General features: G+C 69.6%; 19 protein-coding genes. 5 read left to right on the forward strand and 14 right to left on the reverse strand.

Annotated elements, in window-relative coordinates; all coding sequences use genetic code 11:
* Nucleotides 1-12: 12 nt before the first annotated feature.
* Both Q7X29_RS27915 and Q7X29_RS27920 read right to left on the reverse strand, forming a co-directional pair.
* A complete protein-coding gene (locus tag Q7X29_RS27915) occupies nucleotides 13-978 on the reverse strand; it encodes an alpha/beta hydrolase (protein ID WP_316575863.1) in 966 nt (321 codons plus the stop codon).
* A gap of 80 nt (nucleotides 979-1,058) precedes the next feature.
* Nucleotides 1,059-1,988 carry a Rossmann-fold NAD(P)-binding domain-containing protein gene (locus tag Q7X29_RS27920; protein ID WP_316575864.1) on the reverse strand — a complete coding sequence of 310 codons (930 nt, stop codon included), beginning with the start codon at nucleotides 1,986-1,988 and terminating at the stop codon, nucleotides 1,059-1,061.
* Nucleotides 1,989-2,116: 128 nt separating this feature from the next.
* Between Q7X29_RS27920 and Q7X29_RS27925 the strand changes: the two genes are divergently transcribed.
* Nucleotides 2,117-3,064, forward strand: coding sequence for a GlxA family transcriptional regulator (locus Q7X29_RS27925; protein WP_316575865.1), 948 nt, complete (start codon nucleotides 2,117-2,119; stop codon nucleotides 3,062-3,064).
* Here the strand turns inward: Q7X29_RS27925 and Q7X29_RS27930 are convergent.
* The 7 genes from Q7X29_RS27930 to Q7X29_RS27960 form a co-directional block, all read right to left on the reverse strand.
* Entirely contained in the window at nucleotides 3,048-3,542 is a 495-nt protein-coding gene (locus Q7X29_RS27930) for a hypothetical protein (RefSeq protein WP_316575866.1), read from the reverse strand. The two genes, Q7X29_RS27925 and Q7X29_RS27930, sit on opposite strands and share 17 nt — an antisense overlap.
* 552 nt (nucleotides 3,543-4,094) lie before the next feature.
* Nucleotides 4,095-4,793 (reverse strand): sirohydrochlorin chelatase, encoded by a 699-nt coding sequence (locus Q7X29_RS27935; RefSeq protein ID WP_316576356.1) that lies wholly within the window; start codon nucleotides 4,791-4,793, stop codon nucleotides 4,095-4,097.
* A 71-nt stretch (nucleotides 4,794-4,864) separates the two neighbouring features.
* Nucleotides 4,865-6,109 (reverse strand): uroporphyrinogen-III synthase, encoded by a 1,245-nt coding sequence (locus Q7X29_RS27940; protein WP_218718023.1) that lies wholly within the window; start codon nucleotides 6,107-6,109, stop codon nucleotides 4,865-4,867.
* 4 nt (nucleotides 6,110-6,113) lie between these two features.
* Nucleotides 6,114-6,515, reverse strand: coding sequence for a nitrite reductase small subunit NirD (gene nirD / locus Q7X29_RS27945; protein WP_218718024.1), 402 nt, complete (start codon nucleotides 6,513-6,515; stop codon nucleotides 6,114-6,116).
* Nucleotides 6,516-6,578: 63 nt separating this feature from the next.
* On the reverse strand, nucleotides 6,579-9,128 hold the full coding sequence (gene nirB, locus Q7X29_RS27950) for a nitrite reductase large subunit NirB (protein WP_316575867.1): 2,550 nt from the start codon (nucleotides 9,126-9,128) through the stop codon (nucleotides 6,579-6,581).
* 30 nt (nucleotides 9,129-9,158) lie between these two features.
* Nucleotides 9,159-10,616, reverse strand: coding sequence for a nitrate/nitrite transporter (locus tag Q7X29_RS27955; RefSeq protein ID WP_316575868.1), 1,458 nt, complete (start codon nucleotides 10,614-10,616; stop codon nucleotides 9,159-9,161).
* Nucleotides 10,617-10,882: 266 nt separating this feature from the next.
* On the reverse strand, nucleotides 10,883-12,139 hold the full coding sequence (locus tag Q7X29_RS27960) for a CynX/NimT family MFS transporter (RefSeq protein WP_316575869.1): 1,257 nt from the start codon (nucleotides 12,137-12,139) through the stop codon (nucleotides 10,883-10,885).
* A gap of 189 nt (nucleotides 12,140-12,328) precedes the next feature.
* Between Q7X29_RS27960 and Q7X29_RS27965 the strand changes: the two genes are divergently transcribed.
* From Q7X29_RS27965 to Q7X29_RS27980, 4 genes are all read left to right on the forward strand, one after another.
* A complete protein-coding gene (locus Q7X29_RS27965; protein ID WP_218718028.1) occupies nucleotides 12,329-13,000 on the forward strand; it encodes a FadR/GntR family transcriptional regulator in 672 nt (223 codons plus the stop codon).
* A 207-nt stretch (nucleotides 13,001-13,207) separates the two neighbouring features.
* The gene (locus Q7X29_RS27970) at nucleotides 13,208-14,692 is read left to right on the forward strand and encodes an MFS transporter (RefSeq protein WP_218718029.1); all 1,485 of its coding nucleotides are present in this window, start codon (nucleotides 13,208-13,210) and stop codon (nucleotides 14,690-14,692) included.
* Between the two features lie 159 nt (nucleotides 14,693-14,851).
* Nucleotides 14,852-15,385, forward strand: coding sequence for a GNAT family N-acetyltransferase (locus Q7X29_RS27975; RefSeq protein ID WP_218718030.1), 534 nt, complete (start codon nucleotides 14,852-14,854; stop codon nucleotides 15,383-15,385).
* Nucleotides 15,382-16,239: a hypothetical protein gene (locus tag Q7X29_RS27980; protein WP_218718031.1), complete on the forward strand. Its 858-nt coding sequence runs from the start codon at nucleotides 15,382-15,384 to the stop codon at nucleotides 16,237-16,239. Before Q7X29_RS27975 ends, Q7X29_RS27980 begins: the two co-directional genes overlap by 4 nt.
* Here the strand turns inward: Q7X29_RS27980 and Q7X29_RS27985 are convergent, their stop codons facing one another.
* The 5 genes from Q7X29_RS27985 to Q7X29_RS28005 all read right to left on the reverse strand — a co-directional run bounded on the left by Q7X29_RS27985 (nucleotide 16,240) and on the right by Q7X29_RS28005 (nucleotide 22,221).
* Entirely contained in the window at nucleotides 16,240-17,208 is a 969-nt protein-coding gene (locus tag Q7X29_RS27985) for an SCO2521 family protein (protein WP_316575870.1), read from the reverse strand.
* Nucleotides 17,209-17,248: 40 nt separating this feature from the next.
* Nucleotides 17,249-18,256: an SCO2522 family protein gene (locus Q7X29_RS27990; protein WP_308248449.1), complete on the reverse strand. Its 1,008-nt coding sequence runs from the start codon at nucleotides 18,254-18,256 to the stop codon at nucleotides 17,249-17,251.
* 161 nt (nucleotides 18,257-18,417) lie between these two features.
* Nucleotides 18,418-19,338, reverse strand: a complete 921-nt coding sequence (locus tag Q7X29_RS27995; protein WP_218718033.1) for an SCO2523 family variant P-loop protein — start codon at nucleotides 19,336-19,338, stop codon at nucleotides 18,418-18,420.
* A gap of 4 nt (nucleotides 19,339-19,342) precedes the next feature.
* Entirely contained in the window at nucleotides 19,343-21,199 is a 1,857-nt protein-coding gene (locus Q7X29_RS28000; protein WP_308248450.1) for an SCO2524 family protein, read from the reverse strand.
* A 170-nt stretch (nucleotides 21,200-21,369) separates the two neighbouring features.
* On the reverse strand, nucleotides 21,370-22,221 hold the full coding sequence (locus Q7X29_RS28005) for a TIGR02569 family protein (RefSeq protein ID WP_218718034.1): 852 nt from the start codon (nucleotides 22,219-22,221) through the stop codon (nucleotides 21,370-21,372).
* Nucleotides 22,222-22,263: the final 42 nt, after the last annotated feature.

The raw sequence follows: 22,263 nt of genomic DNA on the forward strand, positions 1-22,263 counted from the left end.
CACCGACAGTTTTCAGAGGCCGAGGGCGGCGGCGAACATCGGCCACGAATCGTGCACGTCGTCCTGCCAATACGGCCAGGCGTGGGTGCCCGCGGTCCGGAAACGCACGTCGGCGGGGATGCCGAGCTGGGCCAGCCGGGCCGCCATCGGGCCGGTGCAGCTGCCCGCGACTGCCTCCATCGTGCCGCCGACCAGCAGCCGGTCGACCAGCACGCCGAGATTGCCCGCGATGCTCGGATCGTTGATCGCCTCGTGCTGACCCGGGATGCCGTTGCCGGCGGACAGGTAGATCGCGGTGCCGCGCAGGCGTTCGGCCTGCACGACCGGGTCGTTGCCGATCCAGGCCGGGTCGATCGGGCCGCCCCACATATTGGTGGCGTCCGCGGCGAAGGTCGCCAGCTGGGCGCGAACCAGCGCCTGCGCCAAGGGGTTCGCGGTCTGAGTGCACCCGCTGAACGCGCCGACCGCGCGGTAGAGGCCGGGCGCGGCGATGGCCAGGTTCAGCGCCGAGGTGGCCGACATCGACAGCCCGGCGACCGCGTTGGCGCCGGTCATGCCGAAGCGCTGATCGAGCAGCGGTGGGAGTTCGCCGGTGAGGAAGGTCGTCCACTTGTTGCGGCCCAGGATCGCGTCGTCGCGCTGCCAGTCGGTGTACATGCTGGCCCGGCCGCCGATCGGGACCACCACATTGACCGGCTTGTCGGCGAAGAAGTCCACCACGTCGGTGCGGCGCATCCAGGGCCCGCCGCTCTCCCCGCCGTCGACCGCGTTCAACAGATACAGCGCGGGCGCTCCCGCGCCGGGATGCGACAGCCACAGCGTGATCGGGCGGTTCATCGCCGCCGAATACACGACCACTTCGTATTGCCTGCCACCGAGCGGCCGGACGTCGATGATCCCCGCCTCCGCCACCGCGCGCGGCGCGATCACGAACCCACAGCCGAGCAGCACGAGCACACCGCACAGGAGCCGAAGCATACCCCGAGCATGCCCTACCGAACGGCCGATATCCGGCATTGACGGGCTCGTGTCCGCCGTCGCGCACGGCGTCGGCAAACCTAGAGCATCCCCGCTGTCGCACCCTCGGGCAGGACCGCGCGCAGCACCTCGCCGAGCGCGGAGGCGGTGACGCCGAAGGTGGTGCGCAGTGCGGAATCGTCGGCAACGAACTCCCGGTGCGACATGTGCGCGGTCTCGAAGAGTTCGCCCCAGAACGGATCACCCTGCGCCAGTTCGGCGATCTCGGCGTCCGCCAGCACAGCGAGGTCGGGCTCGGGCGCACCGGCCAATGCCGCCAGCCGGCCCGCGACCGTGCGCACGGTGGTGGTGATCATCGGCGCGTGCCAGGCACGACCCCACGCGCGGTCGTCGCGGGCGACGGCGACCAGCGCCGTGGCGGCGTCGTCGATCGCGGTGAACGAATGCGCCAGGTCCAGCGCCTGCGGCACCTTCGCCGGTGCGCCCGCGAGCACCGCGGGCTGCACCAGCAGGGAGAAGACCGAGACCGCGCCCGCGCCGAGGAACTGGCCCGCCCGCACCTCGGTGACCCGCAGCCTGCCCGCCTCGTGCGCGGCCAGCGCCTCGATCCACATCCTGGCCCTGACCTCGCCCTTGCTGCCGGCGGCGGCCAGCGGTGTCGCCTCGTCGACGATGCCGTCGACGGGTCCGTAGCCGTAGAGATTGCCCATCATCACCAGGTTCGCGCCGGTGGCCTCGGCGGCGGACCTGATCGAACCGAACAGGGGCGGAACGGTTTCCGGCCACGTGTGATACGCGGGCATGGCGAGGTTGAACACGGTCTCGGCACCGGTGGCCTGCGCGATCAGCGCGGTGGTGTCGGTGGCGTCGAGGGCGACGCGGTCGATGCCGGGGTGGTCGGGACCGAGGCCGCCGCGGCTGATCATCGTCACGCGGTCGCCGGACTCGGCGAGGCGCAGCGCAGTGGCGGACGCGGTCGCCCCGCGACCGATCACGACATGCTTGGTCATGTGAATTCTCTTTTCCAGCAAAGTATTTCAGGCGATTCGGCGCTGTTCGCCGGGTGCACTGTCAACGATGCCGAGCGGGAGCGGGCTAGACTAGTGGCCGGAATGCCAGCTATCCCAAGGATCAGGCCATGAAGACTGTCGCCGTCGTCGCGGTTCCCCCGGTGAAGTCGTTCGATCTGGCCATGCCGGGATCGCTGATGGAATCGGTGACGATCGACGGCGCGCCCGGCTATCGCGTGCTGGTGTGCACCGCCGAACCCGGTGTGGTGCTCGCGAACTCGGGTGGGTTCGACGTGGTGATCCCGCACGGGCTCGACGTCCTCGAGTCGGCCGACACCGTGATCGTGCCCAGCACCGGCGCCCGGACCGACGCCGAACCGGCTATCCTGGCCGCGCTGCGCGCCGCCGTCGACCGGGGCACCCCGGTCACCTCGATCTGTAGCGGCGCTTTCGTCCTGGCCCAGGCCGGACTGCTCGACGGGCGGGCCGCCACCACGCACTGGGCGCTGGCCGACGAACTGGCGGACGCGCATCCGGGCGTCCGGGTGCGCACCGACGCGCTGTTCGTCGCGGACGGCCCGGTCACCACCTCGGCAGGCGCCGCCGCGGGAATCGACCTGTGCCTGCACCTGATTCGCCAGGACTACGGTGCCACCGTCGCCAACGAGGCGGCTCGGGCCGCCGTGGTGACGCCGGTGCGTCCCGGCGGGCAGGCCCAGTTCGTCGACACCGCGCTGCCGCCCGACGACGACCTCTCGCTCTCGGCCACCCGTGCCTGGGCACTGACCCGGCTCGACACTCCCCTGTCGCTGCGCGAACTCGCCGAGCACGCCACCACGAGTGTGCGCACGCTGACCCGGCGCTTCCACGAGGAGACCGGGCTCAGCCCGCAGAAATGGCTGTTGCACCAGCGCCTGCACCGGGCCAGGGAGCTGCTGGAATCGACGTCGCTGCCGATCGAGCAGGTGGCCAGGCACAGCGGGATCGGGTCGGCGGAATCGTTGCGGCAGCACATGATCCGCCAGCTCGGCGTCCCCCCGAGCACCTACCGGGCGAACTTCACCAGGGCCCGGTAGGCGGGTAGGGCTGGTATCCCGGCGGTGGGGCCGGGGCGAAGAAGGCGGCGGAGCGGGGGTTCCAGAGCAGGATCACCGCGGCGAGGCCGATGATCACGGTCACCACGGTGAAGGCCATCGATTGCAGGTCGGTCCGGGATCCGGTGGCGAACACGCTGATCACGCTGACAGCCGAGGACAACACATTGAGGCCGAAGAACACCGTGCCGGTGATACGGGCCCAGTTCTTGCCCGCGCGGCAGGCGAAGGCCATCCACACCCACAGCCCCGCCGTCACCAGCGAGACCAGGATCCCGCCCGCGAGCCCCGCGTACACGACGACGTCGAGGTCGTCGCCGCGGAAGACCCCGCCCGAGGCGTCGAGCGCGTCCGAGCGGATCCGGTCGATCGTGGTCAGCATGTAGGCGGCACTGAGGAGGGTGACCACCGCGCCGGCCAGCATCACGTAGAACGCGATCTGCACATTCTGCGGAACCACTTTCGGGCCCGCGCCGACCGGCGCTGCCGTTGGAAAGGGGGTCGCCGGCGGATAGGGCGACTGCCCGCCCGGCACCGCCGACGGATAGATCGCGGGGCCGGCGCCGGGCCCGGCCTGCGGGTAGGGCCCGCCCGGGTGACCCGTGGCGTGTGGATATGGCTGGTGCGCAGCCGGATTCGGGGAGGGAGCGCTCGCCGCATTCGGCGGGGGCGGGTACGGTGCCCCGGAACTCGGGGGTACCACCGGGGGCGGATACGGCGTGGGCCCCCCGACGCCACTCGGGGACGGTGGCACCGCCGCGCTCTGGTTGGCCGGTGCCTGCGGAATCGCGTCGGGATACGACGTCAGCTCGTCCTGGTGCGGTCGCGGATCCTCGTGGTCCGCCGACGAATCCTGCACGGTGCCCCCTCGCTGTGAAGTCGGGCCCAACTCTAGCCGCCGGAGCCCGTACTCACCGGGCAGCGGCGACGCGCGTCCGACGAGGTCCGCGCACCCGCGCGAGGCCGTCGCGCACAGCGGCGGCGGACCTCGGCGCGGACGCGGACAACTCGGTCAGCGCACCCGGGCGCGGACGAGTTCCCGTGCGGCCGTGCGGTATCGGTCCGCGATCAGGCGGACCACCGCGGGATGGACACCGATCGGCTCGGCCACCCCGTCGGCGCCCGCGTCGTGCAGGCGCTGGTGGAACAGGCCGTGGGCCAGCAGATAGGAGGCGACGAAGACCCGCCCCGCACCCGCTTCCCGCAGTTCGGCGACGACCTCGGGCACCCGCGGCGCCCCGGTCGCGACGTAGGCGATCCGCACCGGCACGCCGAGTTGTTCGGCCAGCATGCCCGCCGCCCGGCGGACGTCCTGGCGGGCTCGCGCGTCCGAAGATCCCGCGGCGGCGAAGACCACCGCGTCACCGGGACGCCAGCCGGCGGCCCGCAGCCGCACCGCCATGATCCTGGTGAGCGCCGGATCGGGGCCCATGGCCGCGGTGACCGCGACCTCGGCGTGTCCGCTCTCGGCGACTTCGCGCGGCACGTCCTGGTAGACGTGGTAGCCCGAGGCGAGGAAGGCGGGCACGACGACGGCCGGACCGTCGAGGTCGCGCAGGACCTCCGACGGTAACGGGCCGAGCACGTCGACGAAGGCGGTCCGCAGCGCCGCGTTGGGCGCCGCGCCGTCGGAGTCCGCGCCCTCGGCGCCGCGCCCCGAAACCGCGGCGCCGAGTTCGGCGGCCACCGCGTCGGCGAGCGCGGCGATCATCTCCACACCGCGCGCGCTGCGGGTGCCGTGCGCGACCAGCACCAGGGCCGGCTCATCCGGCCGCGCGGTGCTCACCAGACTCCGATCGGTTGCGCCGGGCGCGGCGACCGGGCGGGCGTGCCGATCCCGGCCTGGTGCGGCGGCTGCACCGGCGGGCGGGCCGCCGGGGTGTCCGAGCAGTCCGCGGCGTCGAGCGCCAGCCGGTAGCCACGCTTGACCACGGTCTGGATCGCCTTGGGCGTGCCCAGACCGGCACGCAGCCGGGCGATCGCGGTCTCCACGGCGTGGGTGTCGTCGCCGCCGCCGGGCAGGGCCGAGAGCAGGTCCTCGCGGGAGACGACCCGGCCGGGCTGACGGGCCAGCGACCGCATCAACGCCATCGGCGCGGGCGCCAGCTGACGCACCTCACCGTCGACGACGACGCAGCCACCACGCACGCTGATCAGGTGACCGGCCGCGTAGATCCGGCTCGCCCGGCGCGGCAGCTCCTCGGCGACGTGGCGGGCCAGCGCGCCGAGCCGCGCACGGCCCGGCATGGTGGTCGGCACGCCGAGCTCCTCCAGCGGCGCGGCGGTGATCGGGCCGACGCAGGCCGCGAGCACGCGCCCGCGCAGCGCGTGCAGCACGGACTCGAGCAGGCCGGTCTCCTTGGCCCGCATCAGCAGCGAGGCCACGGCCGGGGCGCTGGTGAAGGTGACACAGTCGAGACTGCCGGAGATGATCGACTCGATCATGGCGTCCATCGGGCCGCGATCGGCGGGCGGCTCCCAGCGGTACACCGGCACCGGGACCACGTCGGCGCCCGCGCAGCGCAGCACCTCGCAGAAGTCGGGAACCGGCTCCCACTCGGTGGTCGCGCCGTGCAGCTGCACCGCGATGCGGACGCCTTCGACGCCCTCGGCGAGCAGGTGATCGAGCACCTCGGCCGAGGACTCCGAGGCGGGCGACCATTCCTCGCGCAGTTCGGCGGCGCGGATCGCGCCCTTGGCCTTGGGGCCGCGGGCCAGCATCCGGGTCGAGGCGAGCGTGTCACGCAGCGTCTCGGCCAGACCCCAGCCCTCGGCCGCTTCCATCCAGCCGCGGAAACCGATGCCGGTGGTGGCGACGGTGATCTGCGGCGGATCGGCGATCAGCAGCTCGGTGACGCGCTCGAGCTCGGTGTCGTCGGCCAGCGGGATGATGCGGATGGCGGGGGCGGAGACCACGGTCGCGCCCTTGCGGGTGAGCAAGGTGCCGAATTCCTCGGCGCGGCGCGCGGCGGTCACGCCGATGGTGAAGCCGGCCAGGCCGGGGCCACTGTCGGTGGGAGCAGTCATGAAATCAGCCGTCCGAGGATTCGAGGGCCGCGACCTGCACCGGCTCGTTGGATACCGCGACGACGCCACCGTCGAGTTGCACGGCGTAGACCGGGAGGGACTTGGTCGGGTCGTCCAGACAACGACCGTCGATCAGCGAGAAAGCCTGCTTGAGCAGGGGCGAGGCGACGACCGGAATGCCACCGCGATCACCGACGATGCCGCGCGACATCACCGCGGCCCGGCCGAACGGATCGATGTTGCCGACGGCGGCGAGGGTGCCGTCCGTGAGTAGGAACAGGGCGGCCTGCTTGCCACCCTTGAGCAGGACAGCAACGCCGCGGCCCGGGATCAGGAAGTCGAGTCGGCACGCCTGTGTCCAGGTCGCCGTCTCCGTGGTGATGGTGGGTGTGTCGATAACGGTCATCGGTTCCTCCTCCGAACGCCTTACCTATTGGTACAGGCGCCCTGTTTCCGCAGGGTTAAGCGCTTATTTCCCGGCCGCTGCTGTGTCGGAGCCAACACCGGCGGGCATGCCGGGCAGGCCGAGAAGCACAGGCACCTTGCGCTCGCCGCTGTCGTCGAACGAGATGGTCGGGTCGGCTTCGCCAGGGGCGTTGACGAACGAGACGAAGCGCGAGAGCTTGTTCTCGTCCTCGAGCACGGCCGCCCACTCGTCCTTGTAGCCGTCGACGTGCTTGGCCATCGCGGCCTCCAGGTCGTCGGCGATGCCCAGGCTGTCCTCGCACACGACGGCCTTGAGGTAGTCGATGCCGCCCTCGAGCGCCTCCTGCCAGGGCGCGGTGCGCTGCAAGCGGTCGGCGGTGCGGATGTAGAACATCAGGTAGCGGTCGATGTAGCGGATCAGCGTCTCGTCGTCGAGGTCGCCGGCCAGCAGCACCGCGTGCTTGGGAGTCAGGCCGCCGTTGCCGCCGACGTAGAGGTTCCAGCCGTGCTCGGTGGCGATCACGCCGACGTCCTTGCCGCGGGCCTCGGCGCACTCCCGGGCGCAGCCCGAGACGGCCAGCTTCAGCTTGTGCGGCGAGCGCAGGCCGCGGTAGCGCTTCTCCAGCAGCACGGCCATGCCGACCGAGTCCTGCTGGCCGTAGCGGCACCAGGTGGAACCGACGCAGCTCTTGACGGTGCGCAGCGACTTGCCGTACGCGTGGCCCGACTCCATGCCCGCGTCGACCAGGCGCTTCCAGATCAGCGGCAGCTGCTCCACGGTCGCGCCGAACAGGTCGATGCGCTGACCACCGGTGACCTTGACGTAGAGGTCGAACTCCTTGGCGACCTCACCGATGACGATCAGCTGCTCGGCGGTGACCTCACCACCGGGCATCCGCGGCACCACCGAGTAGGTGCCGTTCTTCTGCATGTTGGCCAGGAAGTGGTCGTTGGTGTCCTGCAGCGCGGCCTGCTCGCCGTCGAGGATGTGATCGCTCGAGGTCGAGGCCAGGATCGAGGCGACGGTCGGCTTGCAGATATCGCAGCCGGTGCCCTTGCCGTGCTTGGCGATCAGCTCGGAGAAGGTGCGGATGCCGGTGACCTGCACGACCTGGAACAGCTCGGCGCGCGACTGGGTGAAGTGCTCGCACAGCGCCTTGGACATCTCCACGCCGGACTGCTCGAGCAGCTTCTTGATCATCGGCACGCAGCCACCGCAGGAGGTGCCGGCGTTGGTGCAGCTCTTGATGCCGGGGATGTCGCAGGCGCCCTCGGCGATGGCGCCGCAGATCGCGCCCTTGCTGACGTTGTTGCAGGAGCAGATCTGGGCGTCGTCGGGCAGCGCGTCGGCGCCCAGTTCGGCGCCGGCCGGCGAGATCAGCGCGGCGGCGTCGGCGGGCAGCGGACGGCCGACCAGCGGACGCAGGGCCGCGTACTGGCTGGCGTCGCCGACGAGGATGCCGCCGAGCAGGGTCTGCGCGTCGTCGGAGACGACCAGCTTGGCGTAGGTGCCCTTGGCCGCGTCGTGCAGCACGACCTCGAGCGCGCCCTCGGTGGTGCCGTGCGCGTCACCGAAGGAGGCGACGTCGACGCCCATGAGCTTGAGCTTGGTCGACATGTCGGCGCCGGGGAACTCGCCGGCGCCGCCGAGCAGCCGGTCGGCGACGATCTCGGCGGTGGTGTAGCCGGGGGCGACCAGGCCGTAGCAGATGCCCTCGATCGCGGCGCACTCACCGATGGCGTAGACGCTCGGGTCCGAGGTCTGCAGGGCGAGGTCGGTCAGGATGCCGCCGCGGGCGCCGATCTCGAGGCCCGCGGCCTTGGCCAGGGCGTCGTGCGGTCGGATACCGGCCGAGAACACCACCAGCGAGGCGTGGATCTCGGACTCGTCCGACAGGTGCAGGGTGACGTTGTTCGCCCCCTCCTCCTCGATCGAGACGATCTTGGCGGTGCCGACGCCGGTGTGCACGTTGAGGCCGATGTCGCTGACCAGCTTCTCCAGGATCGCGCCACCACCGGCGTCGACCTGGGCGGGCATCAGGCGGTCGTTGTACTCGATCACGTGCGGGGTCATGCCCATCAGCCGCAGCGCGTTGGCGGCTTCCAGGCCGAGCAGACCGCCACCGACGACGACGCCGTGCGCGCCGGGACCGGCGGCTTCGGCGGCGGCGCGGATGCCGTCGAGGTCGTCGATGGTGCGGTAGACGAAGCACTCGGGCAGATCGTGGCCGGGCACCGGCGGGACGAACGGGTAGGAACCGGTCGCCATGACCAGCGCGTCGTAGGCGATGACGTCGCCGTTGGAGCTGGTGACGGTCTTGGCCGCGGTGTCGATGGCTTCGCCGCGCTGGCCCAGCCGCAGCTCGACCAGGGCGTCGCCGTCGTAGGTGTTACCCGGCAGCGCCAGCTCCTCGGCCTTCCAGCTGCCGACGTAGTAGGACAGGCCGACGCGGTCGTAGGCGGGCAGCTTCTCCTCGGAGAGGATGACGATCCGCCATTCGCCTGCCTCGTCGCGCGAGCGCAGGGCCTCGACGAAGCGGTGACCGACCATGCCGTGGCCGACCACGACCACTGTCTTGCGAGTGCTGTTCATGAGAGTGACCTCCTTGGTAGTGGTCGGTAGTCAGCGAGCCGACGTCTTGGCCGACGAAGCGTTGGTTTCGGCCTCGAGGACCAGGGACTCGGCCTCGACCACGACATCGGAGTCGGTAGGCACGGACAGGCGGGGACGGCGCAGGAACACCGTCCAGGTGACGGCCGCGCAGACCACGTAGAAGGCGAGGAACACCCAGAACGCGGTGGTGGCCGAGGCGGTGGCGGAGTAGGACGAGCGCAGCACCATGTTGATGCCGACGCCGCCCAGGGAGCCGATCGCGCCGACGAAGCCGATCAGGGCGCCGCCGGCGTTCTGCGACCACGCGGCCTGCTCGGCACGCGGGAGCGGCAGGCTCTTGGACTTGGCCTCGAACACCGACGGGATGATCTTGGTGACGGCGCCGTTGCCGAAACCGGAGAGCACGAACAGGGCGATGAAGCCGACGACCAGGAAGGCCATGGTGGCGCCGGAGGCGACGCCGTTGTTGCGGTCGGCCATGGTCGAAGCAAAGATCACGATCAGCGCGGCGGCCATCATGGCGCCGAAGGTGCCGAGCGCGACCTTGCTGCCGCCGATCCGGTCGGCCATCTTGCCGCCGTAGGGGCGAGCCAGCGAACCCAGCAGCGGGCCGATGAAGGCGATCGAGGCGGCGTGCACGGCGGCCTGGGCGGCGGTGTCGCCACCGGCTTTGAAGCTGATCTGCAGGACCTGGCCGAAGGCGAAGCTGTAGCCGATGAACGAACCGAAGGTGCCGATGTACAGGAAGGCGATCGCCCAGGACTGCGGCACCCGCAGGGCCGTGCCCATGGAGGACAGGTCGGCCTTCTGGTTGGTCAGGTTGTCCATGTACAACGCCGCGCCGACCGCGGTGAGAGCGACGAGGACCAGGTAGATCGCGCAGATGAGGTAGGCGTAGTCGCCGCCGAGGGTGACCAGCACCAACAGACCGAGCAGCTGGATCACCGGGACACCGACGTTGCCGCCGCCCGCGTTCATGCCCAGCGCCCAGCCCTTGAGCCGCTGCGGATAGAAGGCGTTGATGTTGGTCATCGACGAGGCGAAGTTGCCGCCGCCGACACCGGCGAACGCGGCGACGACCAGGAAGGTCGTGTACGAGGTGCCCGGCTGGGTGACGAAGTACAGCGTCAGCAGCAGCGGGACCACCAGCAGCAGCGCGCTGAAGATCGTCCAGTTGCGACCGCCGAAGCGAGCGGTGGCCACGGTGTAGGGGATCCGCAGGAACCCACCGACCAGGGTCGGCATGGCGACCAGGAAGAACTTGCCCGCCGGGTCGATGCCGAACTTGTCGGCGGGCATGAACAGCACCATCACCGACCAGATCGACCACACCGAGAACCCGATGTGCTCGGCGAAGACCGACCAGATCAGGTTGCGCTTGGCAATGTCCTTGCCGCCGGCCTCCCAGGCCGCGACATCTTCGGCATCCCAGTGCTCGATGTCGTGGTTACGCTTCAGCGTGCTCAAGTTGGGCCTCCCAAAAGTGCGATGGCCCAACGGTAGGAAATGGGTATTGCCGGAATGCTGCGGGAAATGTCGCGCGAATCAACGGTTTCTCACCTACCGCACTTCGGGTAGGTGAGATCAGCCCGTTTGTTTCCGGCGTGTGACACAACGATTTCCGCAGGTAAGGAAGCGGCCAGAAATCGTCGGAATCACCCGTGAGGGTGTGACCTACACAGCATTACTCTCGACGCACACGCGTGCAACTCGAGCGGTGAGATTTTCTCGGCTCAATTCCAGGTGTCTTCGAGCATCCGCGGTTTGCAGGCCTGCCAGGCACCAGCCAGCAGCACGCCGAGGGCGACCAGGAGCAGGGCGAACGGGGCCGGCCAGCCGCCGGTCCAGGTGTGCAGCATGCCGAACAGCAACGGACCGACACAGGCGACGGCGTACCCGACGCCCTGAGTGAACCCGGACAGCGCCGCCGAGCCCCGCGGGGTGCGGGTGCGCAGGTTGATCAGGGTCAGCGCCATCGGGAAAGTGCTCGGGCCGAGGCCCAGCAGCACCACCCACAGCACCGGCGCGCCCATGGGCGCGATCAGCAGACCGGCGAAGGCGACGACGAACAGCACCATGCAGGCCACCACGACGGGGAACGGATTGCGCATCCGCGAGACCACGGTCGGCGCACCGAGCGCGGGGATCAGGCCCATCAGCGCGAACAGGCCGACCATGCTGCCGCCGAAACCGGCGCTCGCCCCCGCGTCGGACAGGATCTTGGGCAGCCAGGCGAACATGGCGTAAGTGGTCAGCGAGGTCATGCCGAACATCGCGGCCATCCCCCAGGCCACCGGCGAACGCCAGATCCTGCCGGTGTCCGTCGCTGAATCGACGGGCAGGGCGGTGACGTCGTGCCGGTCGCGGCCCTTGCGGTCGCGCAGGACGAACACCCACGGCACCGCGGCGGCGAAGCCGACCAGCGCCCACACACCCATCGAGATCCGCCACCCGTGGTCTTCCGCCAGCGGCACCGCGACGAACGCGGGGACGACGGTGCTCAACTGCACCATCACGATGTACAAGGAGCTGATCGCGGCCAGCTGATCGGCGAAATACCGCTTCACCAGCGGCGGGATCACCACATTGCCGATGCCCATCCCGAGCAGCACCACACCGGAGAAGGCCAGCAGCTCGCCCGTGCCCGCGGAGAACACGCGGGTGAGCGACCCCGTCCCGGCCAGCAGCATCGCGATGAGCACCGTGCGCTCCAGCCCGAACCGGCGCACCAGCAGCGGCGTCACCAGCCCGGCGATGGCGAACATCGCGGTCGGCAGCATGCCGAACACGCCGACGATCGCGGTCCCGTACCCGATATCGGCGCCGATCTCCTCCGCCAGCGGGCTGAACGCGGTGACCGCGGCGCGCAACGTCAGCGCGGACATGACAATGGCCGCCAGCACGAGCAGGCGGCCTTCGATCAGCGCGCGGGTACGACTGCGCGTACCGGAATCGGGCAGAGTTCGGGCATCGGGGAGGGTCGCGGTCACCGACAAATCATAGGATGACCCGATGACTAACGCCAAGGGACTGTGAGCGATCTCCAACGCGAGAACATGGACAACTCACCGGGGACGGGCTCACCCGACCCCGCACCCAAGGCTTGCCGCGGCCCCAGATCTCCACGCACCTGAGTCTGGCCGATATTCGCGGGGCGGCGGGTGAGTACCCTGGCTGACGTGCAACCCGTCCGGCGAACCAGCCTCATCGCTCAGGTCACCGAGCAGCTTCGGGCCGAGATCCGTTCCGGCCGTTGGCCCGTGGGCCAGCGAATTCCCACGGAACCGGAACTCACCGAGCTCACCGGGACCGGGCGAAACACCGTCCGCGAAGGCGTCCAGGCCCTCGTGCACGCGGGCATGCTCGAACGCAGGCAGGGCTCGGGCACCTATGTGATCGCCACCTCCGAGGTCGGCGGCACCCTGGGCAAGTTCTTCGCCGACGCCGAGGAGCGCGACATCCTCGAACTCCGCCAGGCGCTCGACACCACCGCCGCCGGCCTGGCCGCACGCCGCCGCGACGACGCCGACATCGCCACCCTGCGCCGACTGCTCGCCGAGCGCAGCAACCGCAACTGGACCGAACCCGACCCGGTCGCCATCGCCGCCGACGTGGAACTGCACCGCGCGATCGTCGTCGCCAGCCACAACGCGGTATACCTGGAGTTCTACGATTCGCTGCTGCCGATCATCGAGCAGGTGATCCACGCGCGCACCGCCCGCTCCGACGACGCCTACGACACCGAGCACGCCGAACTCGTGCAGGCCGTGATCGACGGTGACGCCGACAAGGCGATGCAGGCGACGCGTTGTTTCCTCGGCTCGCTGATCGCCGAGTACCCCGATCGCTGAGTACAGCGAACGGCGGCTGTCCTACATCCAGGTTTCCGGCCGGTCACCGGTCCGCGTTTTCCACGGTGAGCGTGAGTTGGCTGGAACGTCACCTGAGGCCATTGTCACGCAACAACCGGCTTCTACCTTTATCTCGACCCCGCAAGAAGCGCATCGAACGCCACGAAATCCGATGCGCCTCTATCGAGCCCGATCGAGAGGAAGCCGATGACCGCAATCGCCGCCACCGGCCAGGAGACGGAATCCCCGTCCTTCGAATATCAGAAGAAGGGTCGCTGGCTGACCCAGTGGAATCCTGACAATCCGGCGTTCTGGGAAGCCGGCGGCAAGCAGACCGCCCGCAAGAACCTCTGGTTCTCGGTCTTCGCCGAGAACCTGGGCTTCAGCATCTGGGTGATCTGGGGCTCCATCGTCACCGCCATGGGCGCGGCCGGCTTCGACTTCCTGGCCGGACTGGGCAAGGGCAACCCGACCGCGGTCAGCAACGCCCTGCTGCTGACCTCCATCCCGACCCTGGTCGGCGCCGCCCTGCGCATCCCCTACACCTTCGCCGTTCCGAAGTTCGGTGGTCGCGCCTTCACCGCCTTCAGCGCGGCGATGCTGTTCATCCCGACCCTGGGCATCCTCTACTTCGTCAATCAGCCCGGAACGCCGATGTGGGTCTTCCTCGTGCTGGCCTCGCTGGCCGGTGTCGGTGGCGGTAACTTCTCGTCCTCGATGGCCAACATCTCGTTCTTCTTCCCCGAGGGCAAGAAGGGCGCCGCGCTGGGCCTCAACGCCGCCGGTGGCAACCTCGGCGTCGCGCAGACCCAGCTGATCGTGCCGCTGCTGATCACCTTCGGCACCCACGTGATGGCCAAGGACGCGGGCGGCTACCGCTTCGGCATCACCCTGGCGGTGCTGTTCTGGCTGCCGTTCATCGCGGTCGCCACCGTGGGCGCGCTGTACTTCATGGACTCCATCGCCGAGGCGAAGTCCGACGGCAAGTCCTACAAGCTGGCCCTGACCAACCGCCACACCTGGATCATGGCCTTCCTCTACATCGGCACCTTCGGTTCGTTCATCGGCTTCTCCTTCGCCTTCCCGACCCTGATCAAGGCCACCTTCCCGGACCTGGCCAAGATCAGCTGGATCACCACCCTCGGTAACCTCGCCTTCCTCGGCGCGCTGGTCGGTTCGTTCAGCCGTCCGTTCGGTGGCTGGGTCGCCGACAAGGTCGGCGGTGGCGCCAAGATCACCGTCTACGTCTTCGGCGGCATGTCGATCTCGGTCGCGTTCATCGTCCTCGCGGTGGACCTGAAGAGCTTCCCGCTCTACCTGGTCGCCTTCCTGGCGCTGTTCGTCCTGGCCGGCATCGGCAACGGTTCCACCTACCGGATGATCCCGTCGATCTTCAACGCCACCTCCAAGAAGTACGCCGCCGAGCACGGCATCGACATCGCCGAAGCCGCCATCTCGGCCAAGCGTCAGGCCGGCGCCGCCATCGGCGTCATCGGCGCGGTCGGCGCCGCGGGTGGCTTCGTCGTCCAGCAGGCGCTGCGCCTGTCCAACGTCCACCTCAAGACCATGGCCCCCGCCTTCTGGGCCTACGCCGTGGTGTTCCTGGTGATGGCGGCGGTCACCTGGTGGTGCTACCTGCGCACCAGCTTCGCCACCGACCGGGCGCCCTCGCTGGCCTACGCCAGCGTCTGATCCACCCAGCGCGACCCCGAAAGCCACGTTCGGCTCCCCTCACCGAACGTGGCTTTCGGCTGTGTGACAACACTTTTCGTCCGTGGTTGTGGCCGCGATCACCGATCTGCGCTTACCCTGGAGTCCAGACTTGCACCGGGGCGGCAGAGGTGAGCGGTATTGAACATCTCGAACGAGCAGGCAGAGTTACGATTCCGATCCGCAACGGTCGATGATCTGGCCGCCATCGCCGAGCTCGAATCGAGCGAGTTCAGGCCACTGGCCTACCCCTATTTCGCCATTCGGCAATTGTTCGATATCCACGGATCACATTGGCTGGTGGCCGATGTGGATGGTTCGCTCTGCGGGTACGCGATGGTGGCCGTCGGACCGGATTCCGCCTGGCTGATCGGCCTGGCCGTCTCGGCGAATTATCAGGGCCGGGGACTGGGCCGGTCGCTGCTCGATCTCGCTGTCGCGCAATGTCGTTCGTCGCAGGTCGACGCCGTCTTCATCACGGTTCGCCCGTCGAACGTGCCCGCGGCGACGCTGTACAAGAATTCCGGCTTCGTCTGGGCGGGCTACGAGGACCAGTATTTCGGGGTGGGGGAACCGCGAGATCTTTTGGTGCACCGCATCGTTCCCGATTGGCCGAACGCCGATCCCACCGATCGCCGGTGGTACAAGGACCGTGGGCCGGTCGACGAGGGATGACCGACTACGCCGAACACGATCGGCTCGGCGACTTCGTCGCCTCCAAGACCACCCTGATCCGCAGGCACGCGGGCGCTTTCGCCGAGGTCGTCGCCGATTTCCTGCGCGCGCCCGGACCCGCGGGCGAATACACCCTGCTCGACGAGCTCAACCATCGCGTCGAGCAGTTCCTGGCCGACTACGTGCCGCCCTCGACCCGGCGGGTCGGCGACAGCCTGGTCTTCGCCCATCTCTACCGCGACGCCGATCCGGACATGCTCGACAACGCCGGGCGCGAGCTGTCCTGCGAGACCGTGCTCACCGCGCTGTTCGCCGCCGAGGTCGAATTCCGCGGTCCGCTGCGCCTGAGCCGCACCCAGTCCATCCTGCTGGCCGAGGTGTACGAGGAACTCGGCGCACAACTCTCGGCGCACAAGCTGCCCGCGCACGCCGCGCTCGCCTACCGGCAGGCCTACCGCCTGCACACCACCACCGAGAACCCGCGTGGCCAGGACCGCTGCGGCCTGAACATGGCCCGCGCCAAGACCAGGGCGCGCAGTCCGCGCTGGCGGCGGCTGCCCGGGATGACCTCGGATCTGCTGTGCGGCTACGGCTATCGGCCGTTCCTGCTGCTGGCCTGGATCGCGGTGGAGATCGCGCTGTTCGTCGGGGTCTTCTATCTGTCGAGCACCGGGATCGGCGTCAACACCGCCGTGCGGGTGGGACTGCTGAACTTCCTGAATCCGGTAGGCACCGACGATCTGCCGAAGCTGGGATCGTTCGCGCAGGCCACCCTGATCGTGGAGTCCTACGCCGGCATCGTGTCGACCTCGGTGTTCTTCGCGCTGCTGGTGCGCCAGTTGTTCCGGCTGTGATCACCACCGCGACTGGCTGCGGGTCAGCGCCCCGAGGGTCGCCACCGCGACCCGGTCGCGCAGCTGCCCGATCCGGGTATTCCACTGCACGGTGAAGCCGGGATCGGCCTCCAACCCCGTCCACAGGCCACGCAGCGGGGCGGGGGTGAACGCACCGGGCAGCCACAGGTGCACGAGGTGTTCCAGCAGTGGGGTGAGCACCTGGGCGGGCGAGCTACGCGACAGCTCGGCCATCTCGGCCTCGTCGATCACCTCGGTGAGCACCGTCAACAGCCAGTCGTGCATGGCCAGGTCCTCACAGAAGCCCTGCACCGCCGCCAGTTCCGCCTCGTCGCCGACCACGACCGAGGCCAGCCGAGTCTCCTCGTCGAGCAGCACGAACGACATGCTCGGCGCCTGCTCGCGGTCCACCCGCGCGGCCCAGCGCAGCCGCGACGCGCTGGTCTGGATCGGCGGCTTCTGATTCAGCATCGGATCGGTGCGGACCCGCATGTGCAGCCGGGCCGCGATCGCGCCCGGGTCCAGGGTGGCCGTCGCCGCGTCGCCGGGACCGAGGAAGCCGTCGGCCAGCTGCGCGCCGATGTCCGGCGGTATCCGGGTGAGGATCTCGACGATGCCGATCCGGCTCAGGTAGTGCCCCCAGCCGCGCCGGTGCGTGCCTTGCCCGGCGGTGACGGTGGCCGTGGCCGAGCTCTGCAGGATCCGCCCGCCCAGGACCACGGCGTGGGCAGCGACGGTCCCGACCGCGCGCACCCGGGTGCGCGTCGGGGTGGCGAGCCGGCAGTCGACGCCTTCGGAGATCACCGGTGACCGCGCCCAGCTGACCGGCCGTTCCCGTGATTGCACGCGCCTGCCCCGTACGAGGGTCAGCAATTCCGCGGCCGACCCGCGGCTCAGTGCCGCCGACTCCGGGAGCAGGCCGGTGCGCACTTCGCCCAGAAGCGCCAGCGGTCCACCGCTGAGTTGCATTGCTGCAGCGTAGCCCGTCTGCGCTGGGGACGGCATCGGATCAGAGGCTGCTGAGGAAGAAATGCGAGAGCCGGTCGGTGACGTCGTCGGTCATCGCGATCCCCTGCTCGCTCGCACGCCGGGTGATCAGCCCGACGACGGCGGGGTCGGGCTGCACATGGTCGAGGATCATCCGCACCGCGTGCTCGATGCCCACGTACCGCTGCGGCAGCAGCGACAGGGAGCGGAACGCGGCGAACGGCGCCGCCCGCTCCTGCAGCCGGATCACGCTCGGGAAGTCCGCCCAGCGCGCCGGCCATTCGTGGCCCGGCTGCCAGTACTCGGCGTCCACGATGGCTCTGCCCTCGTAGCGCAGCATCCCCAGGCGCAGCAGTTGCCAGACCGAGGCCAGGAACGGACACGACCACAGCACGTCTTGGCCGGCGCCCCGGTCCCGCCACATCTCGACGTCGAGGAAGATGTTGTGATTGCGCGCCGCGAACTCCACCGGCGGCCGATAGCTGACCTCCATGGCGTGGCCCGGCTCGTGGTCGCTGGACCGCTCGCCGTTGCACAGCCAGCCGGATTCCGCGGTCGGTGGCCTGCGCCCGGTACTGCCCGGCGCCGGTTCGGCCACGATCGAGTCGGCGACCATCTGGGCCAGCGGGATCCGCGGTTCGTCGTGCTGACGGCGCAGATACCGGCTGCACCCGGCCTCACTGGCCAGGTAGTCGATCCGGACGCCGCACTCCTGCGCGATACGCAGCAGTTTCGGCACGATCCGGCGCGGATCGGCGTCGGTCTGGAAGTAGTCGTCGAGCAGGAAGCAGGTGCTCACCCGCACCCGCGAGGCACCGCCTGCGGCCTCGGCGAAGTCCTGCCTGGCGATCTCGGTGAACGCCTCGAGCAGTGGTGCCACGCGCCGGAATTGGGCGGCGATCGTCGCTTCACCGTTGAGCAGATCCGACATGTAGAAGTGCCCGACCTCGATGGACACATGCGACAGCGGTACATCCTCGACACGCACTGACGCCGTCGACTCGGCGTAGACGGCGCCACCCACAACCACAGCCCCTGTCAACCCGTCCGGATAGAATCGTCGCGATTCTAGCCATCACGTCGGCGCGCCCATCGATCGGACACGCCCGATCGAATTTTCTCCTCCCCCAGTCCCTTTCGCAAGTTTTGTCGCGATTGCGCGCATCGTCCCCACCCGGCGTCTTCCTGCGGTTACACCCGCACCCACGTCGCGCGATCCCACAGCCGCCGCGCCAGTTCCTCGAACGCGTCGACGGTGGCGCGATTGGCGATACCCGCGTTCACATCCGCGTCGAGCACGATCTGCTCCCGCCACTGCAGCACGGGCTCGACCGGCGTCTCCCCCAGCAACGCGCCTGCCCCGAGCCGGTACTCGGCCGCCAGCGAGCGCAGCGCGTCGTTCTGCTTGAGCAGCCACGCCGCCTGGGGTCCGCCGTTGGCCGCGTGCTCGTCGGTGACACGCGGAACGGCGGTGCGGACGAAGCGGATCCGGGCCAGCAGGTCGTCGGGGGCGTAGCCGAGTTCGACGCCGGTCTTCAGCAGGCCCTTGGGCCCGTGCACCAGACCCTGGGCGGCCATCAGGTGCTGCCGAGTCCAGCGGTGGTAGACCAGCCAGCACACCTCCTTGTCCGGCATGTCCTGGGGACGCGTCGCTTCCAGCGCGATCTGCATGGCCACCGACCGGCCGGCGCTCAGGTCGACGATGACCACCTTGTAGGTGCTGTCCAGGTCGAGCAGCAGCTCGCGGCAGCGGCGCACCACGTGCGCGTCGTTGGCCGACATGGCCTCGCCGCCGCCCTCGTCGCCGGGCAGCAGGACCAGCTTGCCGCCGCGAGATCGCTGGCTGCGCAACGCGTCCCGGTTGGTGTTGGCCCGCACGTCGATGCGCTGCGGCAGGCTGTTGTGGCCGCGCAGGTACGAGTGCAGGCCGCTGCCGGAGGCGGTGCCCCGCTCCACCGCGCTGATCTCGAACAGCGCGCCCGCGGTCGGCGAGCCGAAGTCGAAGTCGAGGTAGGCCGTGCTGATCCCGCGCAATCCCAGCCGGTAGGCCAGATTGCAACTGGTCACCGACCGTCCGGTGCCGCCCTTGTCCGAGGTGGCGAAAACGATCATGGGATCACGTGCTCCTCATCGCGTCGAGACGAGCGTAGGCGAGCCGGTCGAGTTCGATCAGGGCCGCCGAGGCGAGCGTGAACGCCGTTCCCGGTTGCAGATTCACCACGTCTCTGGCCCGGGCCAGCTGCTGCTCGACACCGTCGAGCGCGATGCGGTTGGCCGAGGTGTCCTCGACGCTGACATTGAGCATCTCCTGGTTGAGCAGGTGCTCGGCCTCGTTGAGCAGTTCGACCGCGCGCACCACCATGGCCGGTGAGCGCAACGGCGCCTCCCGGTAGGTGCGGTCGGCGGTGACCAGGCATTCGATCACGCGCTCGGTCATGTACCAGGACGGCAGGGTCTGGCCCGGCTGGGCCGCGGCGCCGAAGGCCGCGCCGGGATCGTCCCACAGGCCCGCGGCGTCACCCTCGGTGATCATCCGCAGGTCCAGGTGGTCCATCACCTTCTTGGCGAGTTCCATCAGGCGATCGCGCGCGGTGATGTTGCCCGACAGCCGGGCCGCCTGCAGGCTGCGCTTGAGCAGCACCGGCGCGAAGTCCGAGGCGATCCACTCCAGCCGGGAACCGCCGCCGTCGACGAGTTCGCTGCCGCGCAGTGTCATCCGGACGCCGGGATGGTGCAGGGCCAGCGACGGGTCGTCCTGGGTGGGCCTGCGGATGATGCGGCCGCGGCGGGCCAGCTCGTCGAAGATGCCGATCGCGCGGGTCAGGTCGTCGTCGGAGGCGGTGCGGGCCACCAGTTCCTGGATCAGCACCGCGGACACGAGCAGGGAGAAGTAGTCCGATTCCTCGCCGTCGGAGGTGCGCCACGGGATGTCTTCCAGCGGCCAGGTGCCGCTACCGAATCGCGCGACGGTCGCCCAGTAGCGCTGGGTGATGTCCCAGCGGATGCGCAGCGCCTCGGCCAGGCGGTACTGGGTGTCGTCGAGCAGGTCGAGTTCCCGGGTGCGCTGGGAGAGCACGTCGTTGATGCCGTCGAGGGCGGTGATGGTGAAGTAGAGGTAGGGCCTGGGGTCGGCGTAGCCGACGCTGGAACCGATCGCGTCCGGGACGAAGTCGACCGGGTCGGCGCCCTGCACCACACCCCAGCTCCAGCCGCACTCGAACAGCAGATCCTCGTCGTCGAGTTCGGATTCCGGTGCCCGGCCCAGCGTGACGTCGTTGCGCAGCCGGGCGCGCACACGATCGAGGCTGCGGGCGACGGCGTCGACGACGACCTTCTCCGGCTGCCCCGACTGGTTGAGCATGCCCAGCATCACCTTGCCGGCCGGCGAGCGCGGCGAGGCCGTGTTGACCACGAAACTGCGCACCAGGCCGGTCATGGCGGCGGTCAGCCGGGTACTCAAACCGGTACTGAGCTCGGCGATCCTGGCGCTGATGTCCTTGCGCCGCTCGGTGCGCGCCCAGCGGTCGAACACGCGCGCGAAGCCCAGCGCCGCGATGCACAGCGTCACCGACATGGAGTAGCCGTCGACCACCTCGAGCGCGTGCTGGGCGGGCGACGGCTCGGTGTCACCGGTGGTGCGCAGGTAGCTGCCCGCGTCGAACCGGGGCAGGCCGTCGGGCGCGGTGTTGCGCGCCAGGTACTCCTCGACCAGGCCGAGCACGGTGATCCCGATCCTGGCCTGGCCGCCGAACGCCTCGAGGACGACCCTGACGTCGTCGGACATCGCCTCGGGACGGTCCAGCGCGAAGCTCTCGATCTCGGTGGCCGGATACAGCAGGCACAGCAACTGTTCGGAATCACTGATCGAATTGGCGCCGAGGACACCGTCCCAATGCCATTTCTCGTCCCGATAGCAGGCCGAGAGCATGGCGCTCCAAATATCCAGAATCTGTTGTCTGGGCTGGATTCTCACCCGCAGCAATCCTCACCGCTCGTGACGGGCCGCACGGGTCCCCCGGTCCGGCGCAGGACACATGGCGGCGATGCTCGATGAAGATAGCACGGGATATCCCAGGAAACGTTGGGTCTCAACGGATTTGAAATCACATCCGACCCATCGGTCACTATCGGCGCAATTCGCCCTTACAGTGCCAATCGGACCATGTCCGCCGTGCGGGCCAGACCGGGAAAGGCCTCCGGGGTCGAGCGCGGATGCAAGGCGTGTACCGCGAGCCGGAAGATCAAGGCGCGCAACAACATCTGCGGCCATTCCGGCAGACTGGCCCAGCGGTCGAGCAGTCCGTCGTCGCCACCGCCCCAGGCCAGGGCATCCACGACGACCACGCCGGCCGCCCAGGTGGCCGGGCGCCAGTACGGCGTGATGTCGGTGAGGCCGGGCGTGTGCGCGCCGGCGAACAGGACGGTGCCGAAGAGGTCGCCGTGCACCAGCTGATCGGGGCTGCGCACCGGCTTGCGCAGGGTGGCCAGCTGGCCGATCAATTCGAGGCTGCGCTGCCCGTCGGGGGTCGCGGCGATCGGGACGCCGCCCGCGCGCAGACTGCGCAGCGGCACCGATTCCCAGGCGGCCCGGTCGGCGGCGACGAAGACATCGACGTCCACCCAGGGCGCGACCGGCGGCTGCACCAGGAAACGCGGGCGTTCCAATTGCGCTGTCGCCTTGTGCAACCGCAGCGACACCGAGACCACCTCGTCGTGGCGCGGTTCCGGCGCGCCGTCGACGAAAGTGTCGGCCCGCCAGCCGGAGACCACGTACCGGCCATCGGTGGCGCGCACCGGGCGCGCCACCCGCAGACCGTCGACCGCGAGCGTCTCGCGCACCTTCGCCGACCACGCGGCCCGCGCGTGATCGGCGACCGGACTCAGCACCACGTCACCCAGCCGCCAGCCACCGTCCCAGTCACCGAGGGAGACCGGTGTCACTTCGCGAAGCCCGAATGTGGCCCGCACATGCTCGGGAGGTTCGACTGAGGTCACGGCCGTACCGTAACCCCGCGGCTACCGCCCGAGCCCGAAGGC

The sequence above is a fragment of the Nocardia canadensis genome (assembly GCF_032656385.1).
Classification (GTDB): domain Bacteria; phylum Actinomycetota; class Actinomycetes; order Mycobacteriales; family Mycobacteriaceae; genus Nocardia; species Nocardia canadensis.